At 60.9% G+C, this 18,660-nt stretch carries 12 protein-coding genes; 7 read left to right on the forward strand and 5 right to left on the reverse strand.

Annotated features, from left to right (window positions below):
- Positions 1–13: 13 nt before the first annotated feature.
- A complete protein-coding gene (gene pbpC / locus ACR0AI_RS18710) occupies positions 14–2,074 on the reverse strand; it encodes a penicillin-binding protein 1C (RefSeq protein WP_480676274.1) in 2,061 nt (686 codons plus the stop codon).
- Positions 2,071–7,494, reverse strand: a complete 5,424-nt coding sequence (locus ACR0AI_RS18715; RefSeq protein WP_480676276.1) for an alpha-2-macroglobulin family protein — start codon at positions 7,492–7,494, stop codon at positions 2,071–2,073. Before ACR0AI_RS18715 ends, pbpC begins: the two co-directional genes overlap by 4 nt.
- A 116-nt stretch (positions 7,495–7,610) precedes the next feature.
- Here ACR0AI_RS18715 and ACR0AI_RS18720 point away from each other — a divergent pair, with 116 nt between their 5' ends.
- On the forward strand, positions 7,611–9,818 hold the full coding sequence (locus ACR0AI_RS18720) for a response regulator (protein ID WP_480676278.1): 2,208 nt from the start codon (positions 7,611–7,613) through the stop codon (positions 9,816–9,818).
- 73 nt (positions 9,819–9,891) lie between these two features.
- Here ACR0AI_RS18720 and yaaA read toward each other — a convergent pair whose 3' ends face one another.
- The 3 genes from yaaA to ACR0AI_RS18735 all read right to left on the reverse strand — a co-directional run bounded on the left by yaaA (position 9,892) and on the right by ACR0AI_RS18735 (position 13,201).
- Entirely contained in the window at positions 9,892–10,662 is a 771-nt protein-coding gene (gene yaaA, locus ACR0AI_RS18725) for a peroxide stress protein YaaA (RefSeq protein WP_480676280.1), read from the reverse strand.
- Positions 10,663–10,795: 133 nt separating this feature from the next.
- A complete protein-coding gene (gene recQ, locus ACR0AI_RS18730) occupies positions 10,796–12,835 on the reverse strand; it encodes a DNA helicase RecQ (protein ID WP_480676282.1) in 2,040 nt (679 codons plus the stop codon).
- Positions 12,836–12,913: 78 nt separating this feature from the next.
- Complete coding sequence (locus ACR0AI_RS18735; protein ID WP_170472916.1) at positions 12,914–13,201, reverse strand: YggT family protein; 288 nt, start codon at positions 13,199–13,201, stop codon at positions 12,914–12,916.
- 129 nt (positions 13,202–13,330) lie between these two features.
- Between ACR0AI_RS18735 and ACR0AI_RS18740 the strand changes: the two genes are divergently transcribed.
- The 6 genes from ACR0AI_RS18740 to ACR0AI_RS18765 all read left to right on the forward strand — a co-directional run bounded on the left by ACR0AI_RS18740 (position 13,331) and on the right by ACR0AI_RS18765 (position 18,644).
- Positions 13,331–14,698: an MFS transporter gene (locus ACR0AI_RS18740; RefSeq protein ID WP_480676284.1), complete on the forward strand. Its 1,368-nt coding sequence runs from the start codon at positions 13,331–13,333 to the stop codon at positions 14,696–14,698.
- Positions 14,695–15,558: a penicillin-insensitive murein endopeptidase gene (gene mepA / locus ACR0AI_RS18745; RefSeq protein ID WP_480676286.1), complete on the forward strand. Its 864-nt coding sequence runs from the start codon at positions 14,695–14,697 to the stop codon at positions 15,556–15,558. The genes ACR0AI_RS18740 and mepA overlap by 4 nt, the downstream gene beginning before the upstream one ends.
- Positions 15,531–16,415, forward strand: a complete 885-nt coding sequence (locus tag ACR0AI_RS18750; protein WP_480676288.1) for an esterase-like activity of phytase family protein — start codon at positions 15,531–15,533, stop codon at positions 16,413–16,415. The genes mepA and ACR0AI_RS18750 overlap by 28 nt, the downstream gene beginning before the upstream one ends.
- 91 nt (positions 16,416–16,506) lie before the next feature.
- Positions 16,507–17,154 (forward strand): queuosine precursor transporter, encoded by a 648-nt coding sequence (locus tag ACR0AI_RS18755; protein WP_170555338.1) that lies wholly within the window; start codon positions 16,507–16,509, stop codon positions 17,152–17,154.
- A 263-nt stretch (positions 17,155–17,417) separates the two neighbouring features.
- Entirely contained in the window at positions 17,418–17,837 is a 420-nt protein-coding gene (gene arfB, locus ACR0AI_RS18760) for an alternative ribosome rescue aminoacyl-tRNA hydrolase ArfB (RefSeq protein WP_480676290.1), read from the forward strand.
- Positions 17,838–17,897: 60 nt separating this feature from the next.
- Entirely contained in the window at positions 17,898–18,644 is a 747-nt protein-coding gene (locus ACR0AI_RS18765; RefSeq protein WP_480676292.1) for an SDR family oxidoreductase, read from the forward strand.
- Positions 18,645–18,660: the final 16 nt, after the last annotated feature.

The following is an 18,660-nucleotide window of genomic DNA, read 5'->3' on the forward strand; positions in this document are numbered from 1 at the left end:
AACCCGAAACGCTCTAGTCGATCCGAACTGACACCCGATCCGACGCGCCATGGGCGTCTACCACCACGAGTGCGGAATACCCGCGACCCGGGTTCGGGATGTCGAACTCGCGATGCCGTTGCCCAGTCAATACCGGAACGCCATCCGCCAAAAGCGAGAATGGTTCAACGCCGCCGCGCACTTTCACGGTCACCGGGCCTCCATCCATCTCTAACACAGAGTTATTGGGCGGAAAGATCAGGTCCGGGGCGCTTGGGTCATCGTCGAACGCTGCCCCTCGGGGTGTAAAGCGTTGCAGTGGTTGCGGCAGTTCGGCGGCCCCCACAATCAAGGTCGATGGCGGCGGAGGTCGCAATGGCGTGGCAGCTGGTTTCAGATGGCCGAAGGCTTCGAACAGCAGTGGGGCCGCCAGCTCTCCACCAAAGGCGCCGGGGACCGGAGTACCATCCGCGCGCCCGAGCCAGACGCCGATCACGTGCTGGCCGTCAAAGCCGATCGCCCAGGCATCCCGGTGCCCGTAAGACGTGCCGGTCTTATACGCCAAGCCAAATGCGGCGGCTCCTGTTGTAGGGGCAAGACCGGCCAGAATATCGCTCACCTGCCATGCCGCGGCATCTGACAGAACCCGAGGCGTCTCAGTGCGGGCCGCCAGGGCCTCGTGGCGCAAGCTTGGCCCCTGCCCACCTGCGGCCAGCGTGGCGTAGAGTTGCACCAGATCGTGCAGGCTCAGCCCGACACCCCCAAGTGAGATGGCAAGGCCTGGGGTGCCTCCGTTCAGTTTCGGGTGGGCTCCGGTCTGCTTAAGGGCGGCCATTACGCGCGCAGGCCCAAGCTCATCCGTTAGGCGTACAACTGGAATATTAAGCGACATTTGCAGCGCGTCCCGAACCCGCACATCGCCGCGAAATACGCCATCGAAGTTGCGTGGCGCGTAGCGGCCAAACATAACCGGACTGTCGCTGATCAAAGTTTCAGGATGGGCCAGTCCCTGATCGAAGGCAAGCCCATAGACCAGAGGTTTCAGCGTCGACCCCGGTGAGCGCAGCGCCCGCGCCATATCCACGAACCCTTGCCGCGCCCCCGTGTAACCGGCGGATCCGACCGAGGCCAGAATCTCTCCGCTGCGGTGATCAGCCACGATCAGCGCCCCTGAAATACGTGGCCCCGCTCGCGCCGCCGCCTGTGCGACAAGAGGCTCCAGCCGTTCCTGCAGCCCGGCTTCCAGTGTCAGGTCCAAAGCCTCAGCTTCCGGGTTTTCACGCCGCGCTCGGTCTGTCAGGTGAGGGGCCAAGCGGGGAAATGCGCGCATCTGATCCGGGATGCTTTCGGTCAGCGCGCTGTGCGTCTCGGACGCGGTCAGAACCCCGTAAGACTGCATCCGCTTCAGAACCCGATCTCGCGCGTCTCGGGCGGCCAAAGGGGCACGGTCCGGGCGCCGGACCTCGGGCGATTGCGGAAGGGCAATCAGCAGAGCAGCCTGTGCGGGGGTCAACCGCGCCGGGTCTTTTCCAAACCACGCGCGGCTGCCTGCGCGGAGGCCTTCCAGATTGCCACCATAAGGGGCGTGGGTCAGATAGAGGTCAAGGATCTGCTGCTTACTCAGCCGCCGTTCCAGCGCCAATGAGACCCTAACTTGGCGAATTTTGCCACTCCAACGTCCGGTTGAGCCATCCTCGATCAACCGCGCGACCTGCATGGTCAGGGTTGACCCACCCGAAACGGCACGCCCATTCCATAGGGCTTGCCCGGCAGCGCGGAGGAACGCGACCGGGTCGACACCGGAATGCGACCAAAACCGTTTATCCTCATACCGGATCAGCATCTCGGCAAAGGCCGGATCCACCGGTCCGGGGCGCATGCGCCAGATGCCATCTTCGACCGGGAAGGCCCGCAAAAGGGCTCCGTCCCGGTCCCTGACTTCGACCGAGGTTTCGGCCAGAACAGGTGGCAGGACGGTCGCGTCTACCCACGCATCCAACCGGTCCCGCGCAAAGGCGGTCAGGTAGAGCGCAGAGGCCAGCGCCAGCAGCGCCGGGGCGAACCCTTTGCGCCGATTTGGAGGGCGCGGGATCACTGCACTTCAACCCGCCCAGTATCCGTGCGCGCGCGGTTTTGCGGGCGATACATATCCTCGACCGAGGCGGCCGGGTGGTGGAACGTACCGGGCGTAACGGCGCGGGCTACATAGGCCAGCGTCACCGTCTCGCCTCCGGACAGATCGACCGCCGCAAGGAAGCGGTCTGCGCGGAACTCGGTATGGGTCGCGTCGGACAGGTCCAGCCAATCCAACGCGCGCACATCGCCTGATCGCAATAAGTTGGGGTTGTCGATCTCGATCCCCGCTGCCAGAGGGTCATCGATCATCAACCGCGCGCCGCCGCTCTCGAACGGTGTGACGGTCAGAACGGTTACAAAGCGGTCGCCGGCGGTGAAGGTGGACGGGTCCAGAGGGTCGCCTTCCATCGAGTAATAGGCTCTGTTTATGGCGTATCCGGTGCCTCCGGCCTCCGGCGGAGTGATTGGGATGCCCGTCACTGTAAGTGTGATATCGGTTGGGTTGGCTGCGGTGGCCGAGATGTTCAGGTCATCCGTAAACCCTGCCTCACGCACCTGAACGAAGGGGCCCGAGACCGGCGCGCCGTTTACCATCAACCCCGAGCCGGATGGGTCGGATACAAGCGCATGCGCGGCCAACAAGGACCATGTGGCCTCCTGCGTCGACAAATGCGCGCGGCTTGAGGTGACACGTTGGATCAGCGCGTCCCGGTCCACTGCCTGACTGCCAGCATCGACCGCAAGGGTCAGAAGACCGGCGGCATCCCGCAGATCTGTGCCGTAGTCGACTCGCCACAGGTAGCGCTCCTGCGCGGGTCGGCGCTGCAGCAGCTGGGCCGCACGGGCGAACATGGCATCGGCACGGGTCTGATCTCCGTAGGACGCCAGCGCCGCCCCAAGTTGCGCGGCGGCCAGCGGGGTGTCGAACGCGTCACCCTTGGTATCGGCATAGTATCGCAGGTCACCCATCGAGGCTGCGCCTTCGCGGGCCAGCACCATCAGAGCATAGGCGATATCCTCACCGCCTTCGTCGAAGTCTGGGGCATAGTTCACGCGGTTGCGCAGGTTATCCATGGCCTGAGCAAAGGCGCGGTCCGACACCGGGTGGCCTTGCGCTCGGGCGCGTGAGAGGAAGTCGGTGACATAGGCGTCCAACCAGAAATCCCCGCTTTCTGCACGCCAGAGGCCGAACGCTCCGTTCGGGGTCTGCCGGGTCAGGATGCTGCGGATCGAGTCGCCGATGCGTTGATCCACAATCGGCCCGTCACCCAGCCCCGACGCTTGCGCTACGGACGACAGGTACAACAGCGGCAGAGCCTTGCTGGTGATCTGCTCGGTGCAGCCATAGGGGTAGCGGTTCAACTGATCCAGCAGGGCGGGCGTGTCGAACTTTGCCAAAGCTCCCGCGGATAAGATCGCCTTTGCGGTGCCGGGCTGGAAGCCATCGAACACGTCCTGGGTGAACAGGAAATTGTCGCCCGTACCCAGCGAAAAGCGCCGTGTTTGAGCCACAATAGGGTCGTTTGCGCGTACCGGCATCCGGAGGGTTTGTGACAAGTCACGCCCATCAGGCGTCGTGATCGCCACGCTGATTTCCGGGTCTCCGACGGCAAGCGCGCGAAGCGGGACTTCGAACACCGCTTTGCCGCCATCCTCCAGAACAAAGCTGGTGGGCGCTGTTCCCAACTCCAACCCGGATGAGGCGGTCAGTCCCAGCGCCATCTCACCTGATGGGCCATCGGCGTGGACGATCTCAAGCAACATCCGGCTTTGGTCGCCAGGGGCCAGAAAACGGGGCAGGCTGGCTGTGACGACCACGGGGTCGCGCACAATCATCTCGGCCTCGGCCTGTCCAACGGCTGCCGCCGACCAGGCGACCGCCATCAGCCGTACGGTTCCGTTGAAGGCGGGCAGAGGGATGTCGACCTCGACCTCTCCGTTTGCATCCACCTGAACCGGGCCGCTGAAAACGGCCATCAGCTCTTGTGTGGGCGGAGGGGATTGCCTCTGCATCCCCGAATTGTCACCGCCCGAGCGGATCGTGCCCATTGCACCGTTCATGCCGTCGATCAGGCGGCCATAGACATCACGCAGGTCCACGCCCAGACGGCGCTGGCCGAAATAGTAGCCTTGCGGATCGGGGCTTTCGAAACCGGTCAGATTCAGGATGCCGATATCCACGGCGGCCAGGGTTAGCCAAACAGGCTCTCCTTGCGGTGCATTTTCGACCCTAATTAAGGCTTTTTGCATCTTTCTCGGAGAGGTCACCTGTGGCACATCAATGCTCACATCCAGCGTGCGCCCGACAGGCTCAACCTTTGCGTGTGCCACACCCATAGCCCGTGCCGGGTTTTGGCCGGCTGCGACATCCATGGGGCGGATCACGGTGGCGGTGACATAGGCTCCGGCGCCCCAATCCTCGGTCACGTCGATCGGGATCACGGTTTCGCCCTCTGGCACGTCGACCATCTGGCGGTGGATCAGCCGGTTCGACAGGACCTCGATCTGCGTCACGCCTGCCATGCGCGGCACGATCCGCAGTTGCGCCGTCTCACCCGGGCGATAGCTGTCGCGGTCCAGCGACATCTCCAGTCGGTCGGGCGAGGTTGAGGCGTCTGCCGCCTGATACCAGCCCGCGTTGAACTTCACGGCGGTTTCCGCATAGGCGCCGTCGAGGCGTTCGACCACCAGTTCGTACTGTCCCCAGTCAACCGGCTGCGACAGGTTCAGCGGCTCAGCGCCTGCCTCAACCTCGCCAGTGGCGATACGGGTGCGGCGCGTGGTCGGCTCCCAATTCCAATCGCCATAGAGCTGATACCATTGATAGCGGGTTTCCAGCCTGTTCAAAGTCCAGCGCAGGCGCATGGGTTCAATGATCAAGTCCGGAGACAGGCCGATGATTTGGAACGCGGCCTCGGTGCCTTCGGGGATCACATCCTCGAACAGGGGGCGGATACCGATCATCGCCTGTGCGGATCGGACCGGAGCCGTCAGGCGGCGTTCGACAGGGCGACCCGATCCGTCCGTCAGTCGGGCGATGATTTCGGCCTTAAGAGGTTTGCCATTTGTCTCTAACACAGGGATTTCGATGGCAATCGAGGCCTTTCCAGAGGCATCCGTCTGCGCATCGCCGAAATAGGTGCTTTTGGTTGAAGTCTCGGCGTCGTAGCGGCCGAAGTGATAGGTTTCAAAACCCGGAACGGCGTCAGTTGGGCGGGCGATGACCTGACCGTCAATGCTCAGATCCGACCCCGGCGCGCCAAAAAGATAGCGGGCGTCGATCTGCAAGGGCGGCGTATCGCCGGGGCGCAGAGGCGCGTCCGGCAGGCTGAGGTCAAAGTCGATGCGCTCGGGCAGGAAATCCTCGACCAGCACGGTTTGACGGGTCAGAGCGTCGGCTTTGGGGTCGGACTTGATCTCGATCTTCCACGTCCCGCGCGGCACGTCCGGGGCGACGGGCAGGCTGAAGACATGCCCCCCGGCAACACCGCCATCCGAGACCGCGCGGCGATACTCGACGCCATCGGGACGATAGAGAATGGCAGTCAGGGGCAGGCCTTCGATGGCCTGAGCTGTGTTGTCGCGCGACAGGGCTGTGATGTGAATGACCTCTCCGGCGCGATAGGCGCCCCGGTCGGTGGTCAGGAACACATCGACAGGACCCGCAGGCGCGCGCCCTTCGACCCCGCGATCCGACAGGTCAAAGGCGGGATCGGTCAGAGAGAGGAAGCTGAAATCGGAATCCCCATCAGCCACCATCACCAAAGCCGGTGCGCTTGCACCTTTGCCGCGGGTCAAGCCCGCTTCGAACTGCGCATATCCGCTGGCATCTGTCTGCGCCTTGGAAATCACTGCGTTGGCGTTTGAAACCAGCGAGACCTCGATCCCCTCGCGCGGGGTTGCGTCGTGCAGGCCGCGTACGGTGACATGCAGCCCGTCGGTGCCAAGAGCCGTGCTGATCCCCAGGTCGGTCAGCACAAACCACTGTGTCGCGCCCGGATCGTCATAGGGATCGGCCTCGGGGACGCGTGCAGTCAGGGCGTAGATCCCAGCGGGTTGATCGGCAATCGCCTCTGCCATGGGCAGGCGGGCGGTCATGCTTTGGTTCAGTTCGTTTGCGATCTCGGCTGTGCCAGTCCAGACATCCTCGGCAATCTCGTCCGAGAACTCACGTTCCTGCCATTCGCTGAGGGGGCGGCCAAAGAAATCCTGCTGGACCGCCCGGATCAGGTTGCGGTCGCTGACGCGTCGCAGGGTCAAGTCCAGAGAGCCGGTATTGACCGTCTCGACCGGCAAGGCTGCATCCGCCGATTTCGGTAGCACGTAGCTGCGCCCCGGAAACCGGACCGACGGAGCACGGTCACGGACGTAGTGCGTCAACTCGACAGTCCGGTTCAGGGCCTCACCCGAGGCCGCCGGAAGCCCTTCGCGCAGGGCAAAGCGATAGCGCTGACCATGCGCAACGCCATCCAGACAAAGGCTTTTACCATCGACCTGCATCACCAGCCCATCGTCACTGCGTTGCACAAACGGGTCGTAGTCGACCCCCGCCTTGACCAAGGGTTCCGAGAACTCAACGCAGATTCGCGGCGCGGCGACGTTGCTTTCCACCGTGCTGTCGATGATGCGGAAACCGTATTTACCGATCGCATCGTCCAAAGCCGCCAGGACATCCTCACGCGGTTGGACCTGTTCGGCCAGCCGCAGTGCCGACACCATATCCCGCCCGCGTTCGACCGCTTCCAGCGAATCCGACATCACCATCAGCGCCGCGATTTGGGCCCCCGGTGTGTCCGCGCGCAGATATCCGTTGATGGCGGCGTTCAACGCGCGAGTGCGGAACTCTTGCCGCTCCTGATATCCATTCGGGTTCAGACGTAGCAGCAGCCGGGCGTATTCAACCCATAGGTCAGACGCATCGCTGAGAGTCACGGCCGCCCCGGTCCACAACATCGCAAGCCGGTCCGTATCTGCGTTGAGTGCTGACTCCAGCAAGGTCTGTAGGTCACGCCCTCCAGCAGAGTGGCGAAACCCAAGATCGCGGGCTTGTTGAAACGCTTCGCTCAGGTCTTTCTGGCTAAGGAATGTGAGGGCCTCGGCGCGCATTTCTCCTAATATTAGGGTCTGTTCTGGCGTGAATACTTTCTGTGCCGACACTGCGCCTTGATAAGGCTCCTGCCGGTTCACGCCGTTTTTGGGAAAACAGGCATCCGATCGCGTGTTGTAGGTAAAGGCCGTGCAGCTTTGATTGGCCGAACACGCGCGAATGCAGGACTTCAAATCTGTATCGAACAGCGCATCCAGATCCGAGCCGTAAAAATCCGCGTCTCGGGTCGCGATATAGCGGAACTCGGGCACGGCAGTCTGAGCCAGCGTGCCCAGGGTTAGGGCGAAAGTGGAAATGATGTAAGTTATTGAAAAAAATACAAAGCGGTGCATTGTGACCTCCTGTTTCAGGTCAACTTGACACGTGCGGTGCCCCTCAGGCAACGGCTTAAACACTTTTTCACCGATTGCCCGGATGCTGACGGCAGAGCAGACCGGAATCACGCATCATGAGCCTTGCACAAAAACTGGCACAGGAACGGCGCGCGCGCCTGGCGGCGGAACGGATGTTGGCGTTGAAACAGGCCGAGCTGTCCTCGGCCAACCGCAAACTGGGCCGCCATGCGATGGCCCTGACCAAACGCATCGGCGAAACCCAGGCTGAGGTTGAAACCGTCCGGGATGAGAATGAAAAGGTCAAATCCGACCTGACCGAGGCCCATGCCAAGGTCGAAGTGGCCGAGCGCCGCCTGTGGCATTCGATCCAGACCATTCAGGACGGGTTTGCCTTTTTCGACGGTGACAGTCGCCTGATCGGGGCTAATACTGCCTATCTGAGCGTGTTCGAAGGTCTGGATGAGGTCGCGCAGGGTATCTCGTACACGCGCATTCTTGAATTGCTGACCAACGAAGGCATCGTCGACACCGGCGCGGAGCAGGCCGGGGACTGGCAGGCCCGCATGCAGAGACGCTGGGCACGGGCCAATCCGCCACCCGAAGTGATCCAACTATGGAATAGTCAATATATCCGCCTGATCGACCAGCGTGGCAGCGGCGGTGATGTGGTTAGTCTTGCCCTGAACATCACTGCATCCGTCCGGCATGAGGCGGAATTGCAGGCTGCACGCGACCGGGCCGAGGCTGCGAACCGCGCCAAATCGGCCTTTCTCGCGAATATGAGCCATGAAATCCGGACGCCCATGAATGGCATCGTCGGCATGACCGAACTGCTGTCCGAAACGCCGATGGACGAAGAACAGCGCCTTTATGTCAATACGATCCGCAACTCGGGTGAGGCCCTTCTGGTCATCATCAACGATGTGCTGGACTATTCCAAAATCGAAGCGGACAAGCTGATCCTGCACCCCGAGCAGTTTGACCTTGAACGCTGCATCCTTGAGGTTGCGATGCTGCTGCAGCCCAGCGTGCGCGACAAGGGCCTGACCCTGCTGGTGGACTATGACCTCTTCCTGCCGACTCTTTTCGTGGGGGATCCGGGCCGTGTGCGGCAGGTTCTGACCAACCTCCTGGGCAATGCCGTCAAGTTCACAAGCGAAGGGCATGTGCTGATCCGAGTGACCGGTGTGCCCCATCCGGACCGGCAGGATTGCGATGTCCATATCGCCATCGAAGACACCGGCATCGGGATTGAGGACGACAAGATCAACCAAATCTTTGGTGAGTTCAATCAGGTCGAAGATGAACGCAATCGCCAATTCGAAGGGACAGGGCTAGGCCTCGCGATCACCAAACGCCTGATCACCATGATGGGGGGCAATGTCTGGGTCGAAAGCGAAGTTGGGCAAGGGTCGTGTTTTGGTTTTCGGGTGTCTCTGCCCACTGCCGAGGGGCCGCAACCCTCTCCGCCCGACTTGCAAGGGCATCTGAAACACGTGATGCTGGTCGAGGATATGGCGGCGAACCGGGCCATCCTCGCCAAGCAACTGGGGCGCCTTGGGGCAAAGGTCACGGTCTGCGATTCCGGAGGGGAAGCGCTGTCGAAACTGGATTCCTCGATTGATCTGTTCCTATGCGATCATGACCTGCCTGACATGGACGGGATGGAGCTTGCGACCATCCTGCACGACCGCGGCTGGGCTGAATTGCCGGTGGTCATCATGTCCACCAATCCGGGGGTCATTCACGCCAGCCCTGCACGGCACCTGATCGAAGGAGTTCTGCAAAAACCCATTCCTCGGTCTGAGCTATACAGCCGACTTATCGCTTTGGGGGACCCTGCATCTCAGCCAGATACCCGACCGAAGCCCGAGCCTGAGACTCACCCAAACGGGAACCGCGTTATGCGCGTTCTGGCGGCCGAAGATAATCGGACCAACCAGCTTATCCTGAAGAAAATGGTTAAGGATCTGAACATCGAATTGCGTTTCGCAGGTAACGGGCAAGAGGCCGTTGACCTCTATCAGGACTTTTCACCCGATTTGATCTTCATGGACATTTCGATGCCCCGGATGGATGGCAAACAAGCCACTGCCGAAATCCGCCGCCGCGAGGTTGAAACCGGTCGTCACGTGCCGATCGTCGCCCTGACGGCGCACGCCATGGCGGGGGATGATCAAGGTATTCTAGAGGCTGGTCTGGATCACTACCTGACCAAGCCGTTGCAAAAGACCCTCATCCAGCAAATGATCTTGGACCATTGCCCCGAAGACGCCAAACCTATCACGCCTGGAGGCAGTGATCAGGTACAAGAACCTTGAAAAGGGATTCCACCTTCATCTGGCCAAAAATATCTCGGGGAGCGCGAGGGGCTGGCCCCTCGCTTCCTGCCCTCTACGCGGTGTAAGGGCGTACGAAAACGGGCTTGTCGTCCTCCGATAGATCGGGGCGGTATTCATAACCGCCACTGTCAAATTCCAGCAAACCGGCCGGATCAGTCAGGCGATGCTGAATGATATACCGCGCCATCGCACCGCGCGCTTTCTTGGCGAAAAAGCTGACGATTTTGGGCGTACCGGCTTTGTCTTCCATGAAGACTGGAGTGATGACATTCAGGTTCAGCGATTTCAGGTCGACCGCCCCGAAATATTCCTGGCTGGCACAGTTCACCAGGACCTCGCTGCCAACCTCGGCCCCTTGCGCATTCAGTGCTTTGCTGAGCTGATCGCGCCAATATTCATACAGGTTCTTTCCGCGCCGAGTTTTCAGCTTACTGCCCATTTCCAACCGATAGGGCTGAATCGCGTCCAGAGGGCGAAGTACACCGTAGAGGCCGGACAGGATCCGCAAGTGGTCCTGCGCCCATGCCATCTCATCAGCGTCCAGTGAGGCTGCCTCTAGCCCCTGATAGGTGTCACCGGCAAAGGCCAATGCGGCGGGGCGGGTGGCCTCAAGCTTGGGCGCGTCGGTGAAGGCGCGATAGCGGTCCCGGTTCAGCCGGGCCAAATCATCGCTGAGGTCCATCAGTTTCTTGAGGTCGCCCAGTGTCAGATTGCGCGCGGTCTTGGACAGACGGATCGCATCGTCCTGAAAGTCGGGCTGCGTGGCCTCAACATCCCGTTCTGCCCAGTCCAGCCGCTTGGCCGGGGAAATCACTACCAGCATATCCGCCCTCGTTCCTTGCCTGTCCTGGGGTATCTAGGTCGTTTTACGTTTCACCAAAAGAGATTTTGTCAAAAGGCGAGGTCGACCGTAGGGAGAGGTCGCGTCTTTTGACGCCTTTGAAACGTGAAACGACCTACCCTGCTTGCCGAAGCACGTCCAGAAAGGCCGCCCCAAACCTTTCGTGACGACGATCGCCCAAAACCTGTTCGACCCCGTGCGAGTCATCGGGTCGCATCTGCGCCACCTTCGCCAGTTGCGAAGCCGTGCAGCTGAGCGGCTTGTCGATCCCCTCTGGCCCGCGGGACAATTGTGACTGCACCTCGAGCAGGCGGTCGTAAATCTCGCCCTGCTCGCGCCCAGCCAGCTTGCGCCGCGCAGGGTGGAACGCTTCGACGGCCCCGGCGATGACCTCAAGGAAGGTGTCACCATAGCGTTCAAGCTTTTTGGCCCCGACCCCTCCGATCCGGGCCATGTCGTCCAGTGTTTGCGGACGTTTCTCGGCCATTTCGATCAGGGTGCGGTCGGGGAAGATGACATAGGCCGGAACACGCTGGGCTTCGGCCAAAGCACGGCGTTTGGCTTTAAGAGCAGAGAGCAGCGGCGCGTCTTCTTCAGCCACCATCGCCTTGACCGCAGGGCGGCGCGTGGCTTTGCGGATCGTATCCTTGCGCAGGTTGATCTGCGCCTCGCCTTTGAGGATCGGTTTGGCGGCCTCGGTCATGCGCAGGGCGCCGTGGCGTTCGGGGTCGGGGCGGACCAGATCATGGCCCATCATCTGCCGGAAGATCGCCTGCCATTGCGGGCGCGACCAGTCCTTACCGATACCCCAGGTCGACAGCGTATCATGGCGGCGGGCGCGGATCTTATCGGTTTCATTGGCCAGAAGGATGTCGATCAGATGGCCACTGCCAAACCATTCCTCGGTCCGCAGGATCGCCGACAGCGCCATGCGGACGGGGGTTGTGCCATCAAAAACCTCGGGTGGGGTGTCGCAGAGATCGCATTTCCCGCAGGGTTCGGCCGTTTCTCCGAAATAGCCCAGCAGAGTTTGACGGCGGCACACCAGCGCCTCGGCCAGACCCAGCAGAGCGTTCAGACGTGCGTGATCCGCCATGCGCCGTTCGGGTGGGGCGAGGCCTTCATCCACCTGCGATCGACGCAAGCGAATGTCATCAGGGCCAAACAGTGTGAGGGTTTCAGCCGGGCCTCCGTCGCGCCCGGCGCGGCCGATCTCTTGGTAATAGGCCTCAATGGATTTCGGCAGGTCCGCATGGGCAACCCAGCGGATATCGGGTTTGTCGATGCCCATCCCGAAAGCCACAGTGGCGACGACGATCAGCCCGTCCTCGCGCGCGAAACGGGTTTCGACGATGCGCCGGTCCTCGGGGTCCATGCCGCCGTGATAGTGACAGGCCGAATGCCCTTCGTCGCGCAGAGCCTTAGCCAGAACTTCGGTCTTGTTGCGGGTACCACAATAAACGATGCCGGATTGGGTTTTGCGCGCGGCGGCGAAATCGAGGATCTGCTTGCGTGGTCCGTCCTTGGCGGCAAAGGCCAGATGGATATTGGGCCGATCAAACCCCCGCAGAAACTTGCGTGGGGCGGTGCCGTCGAACAGTTTCTCAACGATCTCATCCTGCGTTTCGGCATCCGCCGTGGCGGTGAACGCGGCCAGAGGCACGTTCAGGGCGCGCCGCAATTCTCCGATCCGCAGGTAGTCGGGGCGGAAATCATGGCCCCATTGGCTGACGCAATGCGCCTCGTCCACGGCGATCAGGCTGACATTGATCCGACGCAACATGCCCAGCGCAGACCCGGCCGCCAGACGCTCGGGCGCCATGTAGAGGAGTTTGAGCCGTCCGGACTCCAACGCCTCCCACACCGCGTCGGTTTCTTCGGGTGTATTGCCCGAGGTCAACGCGCCGGCTTCAACCCCGGCCTCTTGCAGGCCTCGGACCTGATCGCGCATCAAAGCGATCAAAGGGGAGATCACGACCGTCACACCGTCGCGCAGCAGTGCAGGCAATTGATAACACAGGGATTTACCGCCGCCTGTTGGCATGATGGCCAGCACGTTTTCACCTGCGGTCACGGCATCGACGATCTCTTCCTGACCAGGGCGGAAGTCGTCGAATCCAAAGACATCTCGCAGCAGGGGTGCGGCGTCGAACATGTGCGGGGTTGCCCTGTTTTAAGGTTTATCTGCTCTTTAGACAGGACAATCACACACTAAGATTCGGTGAACAAGAGGTCAGACGAAATAGCCCGCATTGTTGATCAAGATAATCCGTGCTGCATAGACCCCGATCAGCACGACCAGAGGGGTCAGATCCAGCCCGCCCATATTCGGCAGGATACGGCGGATCGGGCCGTAGATCGGTTCGAGTATGCGGTTCAGGCCGTACCAGATTTGCGCGACCAGCTGTTGGTGCAGATTGAGCACCTGGAAATTGATCAGCCAGCTCATGATCACGTGGGCGAGGATGATGAACCAGACAATGTCCAGGATCAGCAGCAGGATTTGGATCAGCGACAGCATGGGTACTCCGTTCTTTCACCGAAAAAGACCTAAGCACACACGCCGCAAAGAGCAAGCCTGCGCCAACTGAAAGCTTGCGAAATGGGCCAAACACCCGTCTTATTGGACAAAAGAATAACTGGGGCAGTCATGGCAGAGATTTCCAATCGCAAGCGCATCTGGGGCTGGTGGTTTTTTGATTGGGCATCGCAGCCTTATCATACACTGCTGGTCACTTTTGTTTTCGGCCCCTATTTCGCCGGAGTCGCCGCAGGGTATTTCACCGAAGCCGGGCTGGACCCGCAAGCCGCTGCCGCGCGGGCGCAGACGGTCTGGGCCAATTGCCTGACCATCACCGGGCTGATCATCGCCTTTGGCGCGCCTCTGCTTGGGGCGATGGCAGATGTTTCCGGGCGTCGCATACCGTGGATATTTGCGTTCTCGGTGATGTATGTGGTGGGGTCCGCCGCACTTTGGTACACGATGCCCGACGGCTCGAACATGTGGCTGATGCTGTCGGCCTTTGGGCTGGGCTTTGTCGGGGCAGAGTATGCGCTGATCTTCATCAACTCGCAGCTGCCCGAACTAGGCGATGATAATCAGGTGGGTGAGATCTCAGGCTCAGGTTTTGCCTTCGGATACTTTGGCGGGTTGATATCGCTGGCGATCATGCTGGCGTTATTTGTCGAACAGCCCAACGGCAAGACGTTGATCGGGATAGAACCTGCTTTGGGTCTGGATGCTGCGACTAGCGAGGGTACGCGCTTTGTTGGGCCTTTCACTGCCGCGTGGTTCGTTTTGTTCATGGTGCCCTATTTCCTATGGGTGCGCGATGATCCAAAAACCGAGAAAACCGGCAATTTTGCCAAGGCGCTTCACCTTCTTGGGCACTCAATCTCGGACCTGCGGCATCGGGTCAGTCTGGCGACTTATCTCGGGTCGTCGATGTTTTACCGCGACGCGTTGAACGGGCTTTACAGCTTTGGTGGAGTCTATGCGCGGCTGGTTCTGGAGTGGGATCTGATCAAGATCGGTGTCTTCGGGATTGTCAGCGTTCTAGCCTCGGCCATTTTTGCTTGGATCGGCGGCAAGTTGGATCGGAAGTATGGCCCTAAACCAGTCATTCTGGTTGCAATCTGGGTTTTGATCTTTGTCTGTATCACTGTCGTTTCGATGGACCGGACGCAGATCTATGGCATAGTGCTACCTGAAGGGTCCGGACTGCCCGACATGGTGTTTTTTGGATGCGGCATCCTCATCGGCGGGATGGGCGGGGTTCTCCAATCCGCCAGCCGCTCGATGATGGTGCGCCATACCGATCCCGCGGCTCCGGTAGAAAGCTTTGGCCTTTATGGCTTGTCCGGCCGTGCGACCGCCTTTGCCGCGCCGTTGCTGATCGGAGTGGCAACAACAGTGACCGGTAGTGCAAGACTAGGGGTGTCACCGATCATTCTGTTGTTTATTCTGGGTCTATTCCTGATGCGCTGGGTAAAGCCGGAAGGGGATCAGAGCAGATGATTTTACTACGTTTTTTGGCACTATTAGCCACGATCACATGGGCAGGCACGGCGGGGGCGCAGCCTCTGGCCAAGCAGTTGTTCGGGGCGCAAAAGCAAAGCTCACAACAAAAACCGGCCGCCTTCGGCAGTTATTCGCGCGGATGCGCCGCCGGATCGGTGCAGCTGCCTGAAACCGGGCCGACATGGCAGGCGATGCGCCTGTCCCGCAATCGCAACTGGGGCCACCCCGAGGCAATAGATTACGTGCAAGACCTCAGCCGGTTTGCGGCCAAGCAGCCGGGTTGGAATGGTCTCTATGTCGGGGATATCAGCCAGCCACGGGGCGGGCCGATGACCTCGGGCCATCGCTCGCACCAGTTGGGGCTGGATATCGATATCTGGATGCTGCCCGGAGACAACATGAGGCTGTCGCGTAACGCGCGTGAGAATATCTCGTCGATTTCTCTGCGTCGCGCGAACGGAGCCTTCGTGAACGGCAACTGGACCAAACAGCACCATGCCGTTCTGCGTGCAGCCGCAAAGGACAAGCGCGTCGCGCGGATTTTCGTTTTCCCCGGTGCCAAAGTTCAGATGTGTACGGAAGAGAAGGGCAACCGGGCTTATCTGCGCAAGATCCGGCCTTGGTGGGGGCATCACTACCATTTCCATGTGCGCCTGAAATGTCCGCGCGGGTCGAAAGGCTGCGTCAATCAGGACCCGCCACCAAAGGGTGATGGCTGCGCACAGGCGCAGGAATGGGTCAACAATATCCTCAACCCTCCGCCACCAGATCCGAACGCGCCTGCGCCAAAGAAACGTCGCGAATATGTTTTGGCCGATCTGCCCCAGCAATGCGCTGCCGTTTTGTCGTCCAACTGATTGCCGCCGCTTTGTGGGCCGGTCAGGTCGCAGCGGTTGAGGTCAAAAGCGCCACATTTCTGGGCAGCTACACATGGATCGAGGCCACCGATTGGTTCGGTGGCTTCTCGGCCATACACCTGAGCGACGACGGATCCTACGTCACCCTCCTGAGCGACCGAGCAACCCTGGTCACGGCACGGATCACGCGCGATGGAGATGCGATATCGGGTGTCGAAGTGCAAAACCGCGGGCCGCTTCTGTCCAGCATGGGGCGTAAGCTGAGCGGCCGGGCGGGGGACTCTGAAGGAATCGCCCTTGCGCCAGGTGGCGGCTTTTTCGTGTCCTTCGAAGGTGTTCATCGCGTGGCCTATTATAGCTCTCCGGCAGCCAACGCGTTGGTTCTGCCGCGCCCTCACGCCTTCAGCGCGCTGAATCGCAACGGCTCGTTCGAAGGGCTGGCGATTGACGGGCAAGGGCACCTCTATACCCTGCCGGAGAAAACCCGCACGGCGAGCGGCGATATTCCGGTTTTTCGCTGGGACGGGACCAACTGGTCGACCCCTTTTACCCTTCCACAACGGGATCGCTTCCTGCCCGTTGCCGCTGATTTCGGCCCCGATGGGCGCTTCTACGTGCTTGAGCGCTCGGTCGCATTCATCGGATTTCGCACCCGCCTGCGCCGATGGGACGTCTCAAATGACACACTACGCGCCGAGGAGGTTCTTGTGGAAACCGAAACCGGCACACATGACAACCTCGAAGGTCTGTCGGTCTGGCGCGACGATCAGAACCGCCTGCGCGCAACCATGATCTCGGACGACAACTTTCTGGCGCTACAGCGGACCGAGTTGGTGGAATACCTGCTGCCCGATTGACACGCCGCGACCAAGGGTCTAAACGCACGGCTTGCCTTGGGATGAGCCCTTGGCCAAGTCGCCGCTACCTTGTCAAAACGGGCATCTGAAAATGCAACGCTCTTATATTCCCGGCATTCTTGCCATGGCCGCCATTGTTGTGGCCTCGAACATTCTGGTTCAGTTCCTGATCCTTGACGGATTGCTGACCTGGGGTGCTTTCACCTACCCGCTGGCCTTCCTGGTCACAGACATCATGAACCGCGTCTATGGCGTAGGTCCGGCCCGAAAGGTCGTGTTCGCCGGGTTTGTCACCGGTATCATCTGCTCGCTGATCGGTAGCCAGATCATGCTGCAGGGCGATGGTTTTACCTATGCCGCCGTACCGCTGCGGATCGCTGTTGCCTCGGGCACCGCCTTCCTGATCGCGCAGCTGACCGACGTCACCGTGTTCAATTCGCTGCGCGGAGGCCGCTGGTGGCGCGCGCCGCTGGTTTCGACTCTCGTCGGATCGGCGCTGGACACCGCGATCTTCTTTACGCTGGCCTTCTCGGCATCGGTCACCTTCTTCGGCGCAAACGCTGACGCAGCAATCAACTGGGCATGGGAGCCTGTGCCGTTCATGCTGTCCGGCCCGATGGCTCCGCTGTGGGTCACGCTGGCCTTTGCGGACTGGTTGGTGAAGCTGTCGCTGGCCCTGATTGCCCTGATCCCGTTCAAGGTGATCGTCGCCCGTCTGACTGCCGCACAGCCTGCGTAAAAAAGTGCTTTGAGAATGGCGCATCTTGTGTCAGGCTCAAAACTAACCGCAACAGATAGAAAAGGAGGTGATCCAGTGTCAAGAAAGAGATTGGAGAGAGGTGTCGGAACAACCGGGGGGAAAGCCTGCTAGGGCAGCCCTTGGCGGAGCGCTCGCTCCGGCTGGTCGATTGATCTAACCGACCCGACCTCCTGAACTTTCGAAGGGCCGTCCCACCGGGGCGGCCCTTTCTGTTTCCACCCGCGCCTTGTAAGGTCTGACCAATGTTGCGCATCACCGACGATATCACTCTGCAGGATTGGGAAATGACTGAGAGCTTCGTCCGCTCCTCCGGTCCCGGTGGGCAGAACGTCAACAAGGTTTCGACCGCTGTCGAGCTTCGGTTCGAGGCTGAACGCTCTCCATCCCTGCCGGAACCGGTGAAGAACCGCCTGAAACGTCTGGCCGGGCGACGTTGGACCAAGGATGGCGCGATCATCATTCAATGCGAAGAAACCCGCTCTCAGGCCCGCAACCGCGAGATTGCGCGTACCCGATTGGCGGAACTGATCGCTCGGGCGCTGGTCAAACCCAAGCAGCGGATTGCCACCAAGCCCACCTACGGCTCGGTCAAGCGCCGTCTGGCCGCGAAAAAAGCTCGTGGCGACGTCAAGGCGCTGCGCGGGAAAGTATCAGAAGATTGATCTGGTATCTTGCCGACTCGTTGATACTCTGACCCGCAAAAGCGGCAGGAGGGTAACGTCATGAGGCTGGAGGGGAACACGGCAATTGTCACTGGCGGCGCGTCCGGGTTCGGGGCCGGGATCGTAAAGAAGTTTCTGGCCGAGGGTGCGCGTGTGATGATCGCTGACATCAATGGCGACGCGGCGCAGGATCTGGCGGCGCAACTGGGCCCTGCCGCCGTGGCGCAACAGGTGGATGTCAGCGACGGCGCGTCGGTTCAGGCCATGGCCGACGCGGTCGAGGCCGCCTTTGGACAGCTCGATATTCTGGTCAACAACGCTGGTGTCACCCATCTGCCCACACCGCTGGAAGACGTCAGCGAAGGGGATTTTGACCGCGTCTTTAACGTGAACATGAAGTCTGTCTACCTGACCGCCCGCGACTTTGTCCCGGCGATGAAGGCGCGCGGTACCGGGGCGATCCTCAACGTCGCCTCAACCGCCGGGCTGTCGCCGCGCCCCAATCTGAACTGGTACAACGCCTCCAAGGGTTGGATGATCACCGCGACGAAAACAATGGCGGTCGAACTGGCCCCCTCTGGCGTGCGGGTCAATGCCATCTGCCCGGTCGCGGGGGAAACGCCGCTGCTGAAATCCTTCATGGGCGAAGATACGCCCGAGATTCGCGCCAAGTTCCTCTCAACCATCCCGCTTGGTCGCTTTTCAACCCCACAGGACATGGCCAACGCGGCCCTGTTTCTCTGCTCGGACGAGGCCAGCATGATCACCGGCACAGCGCTCGAGGTCGACGGTGGCCGCTGTATCTGATCCGCTCTTCATCTGG

This window comes from Ruegeria sp. BG3, from assembly GCF_056538485.1.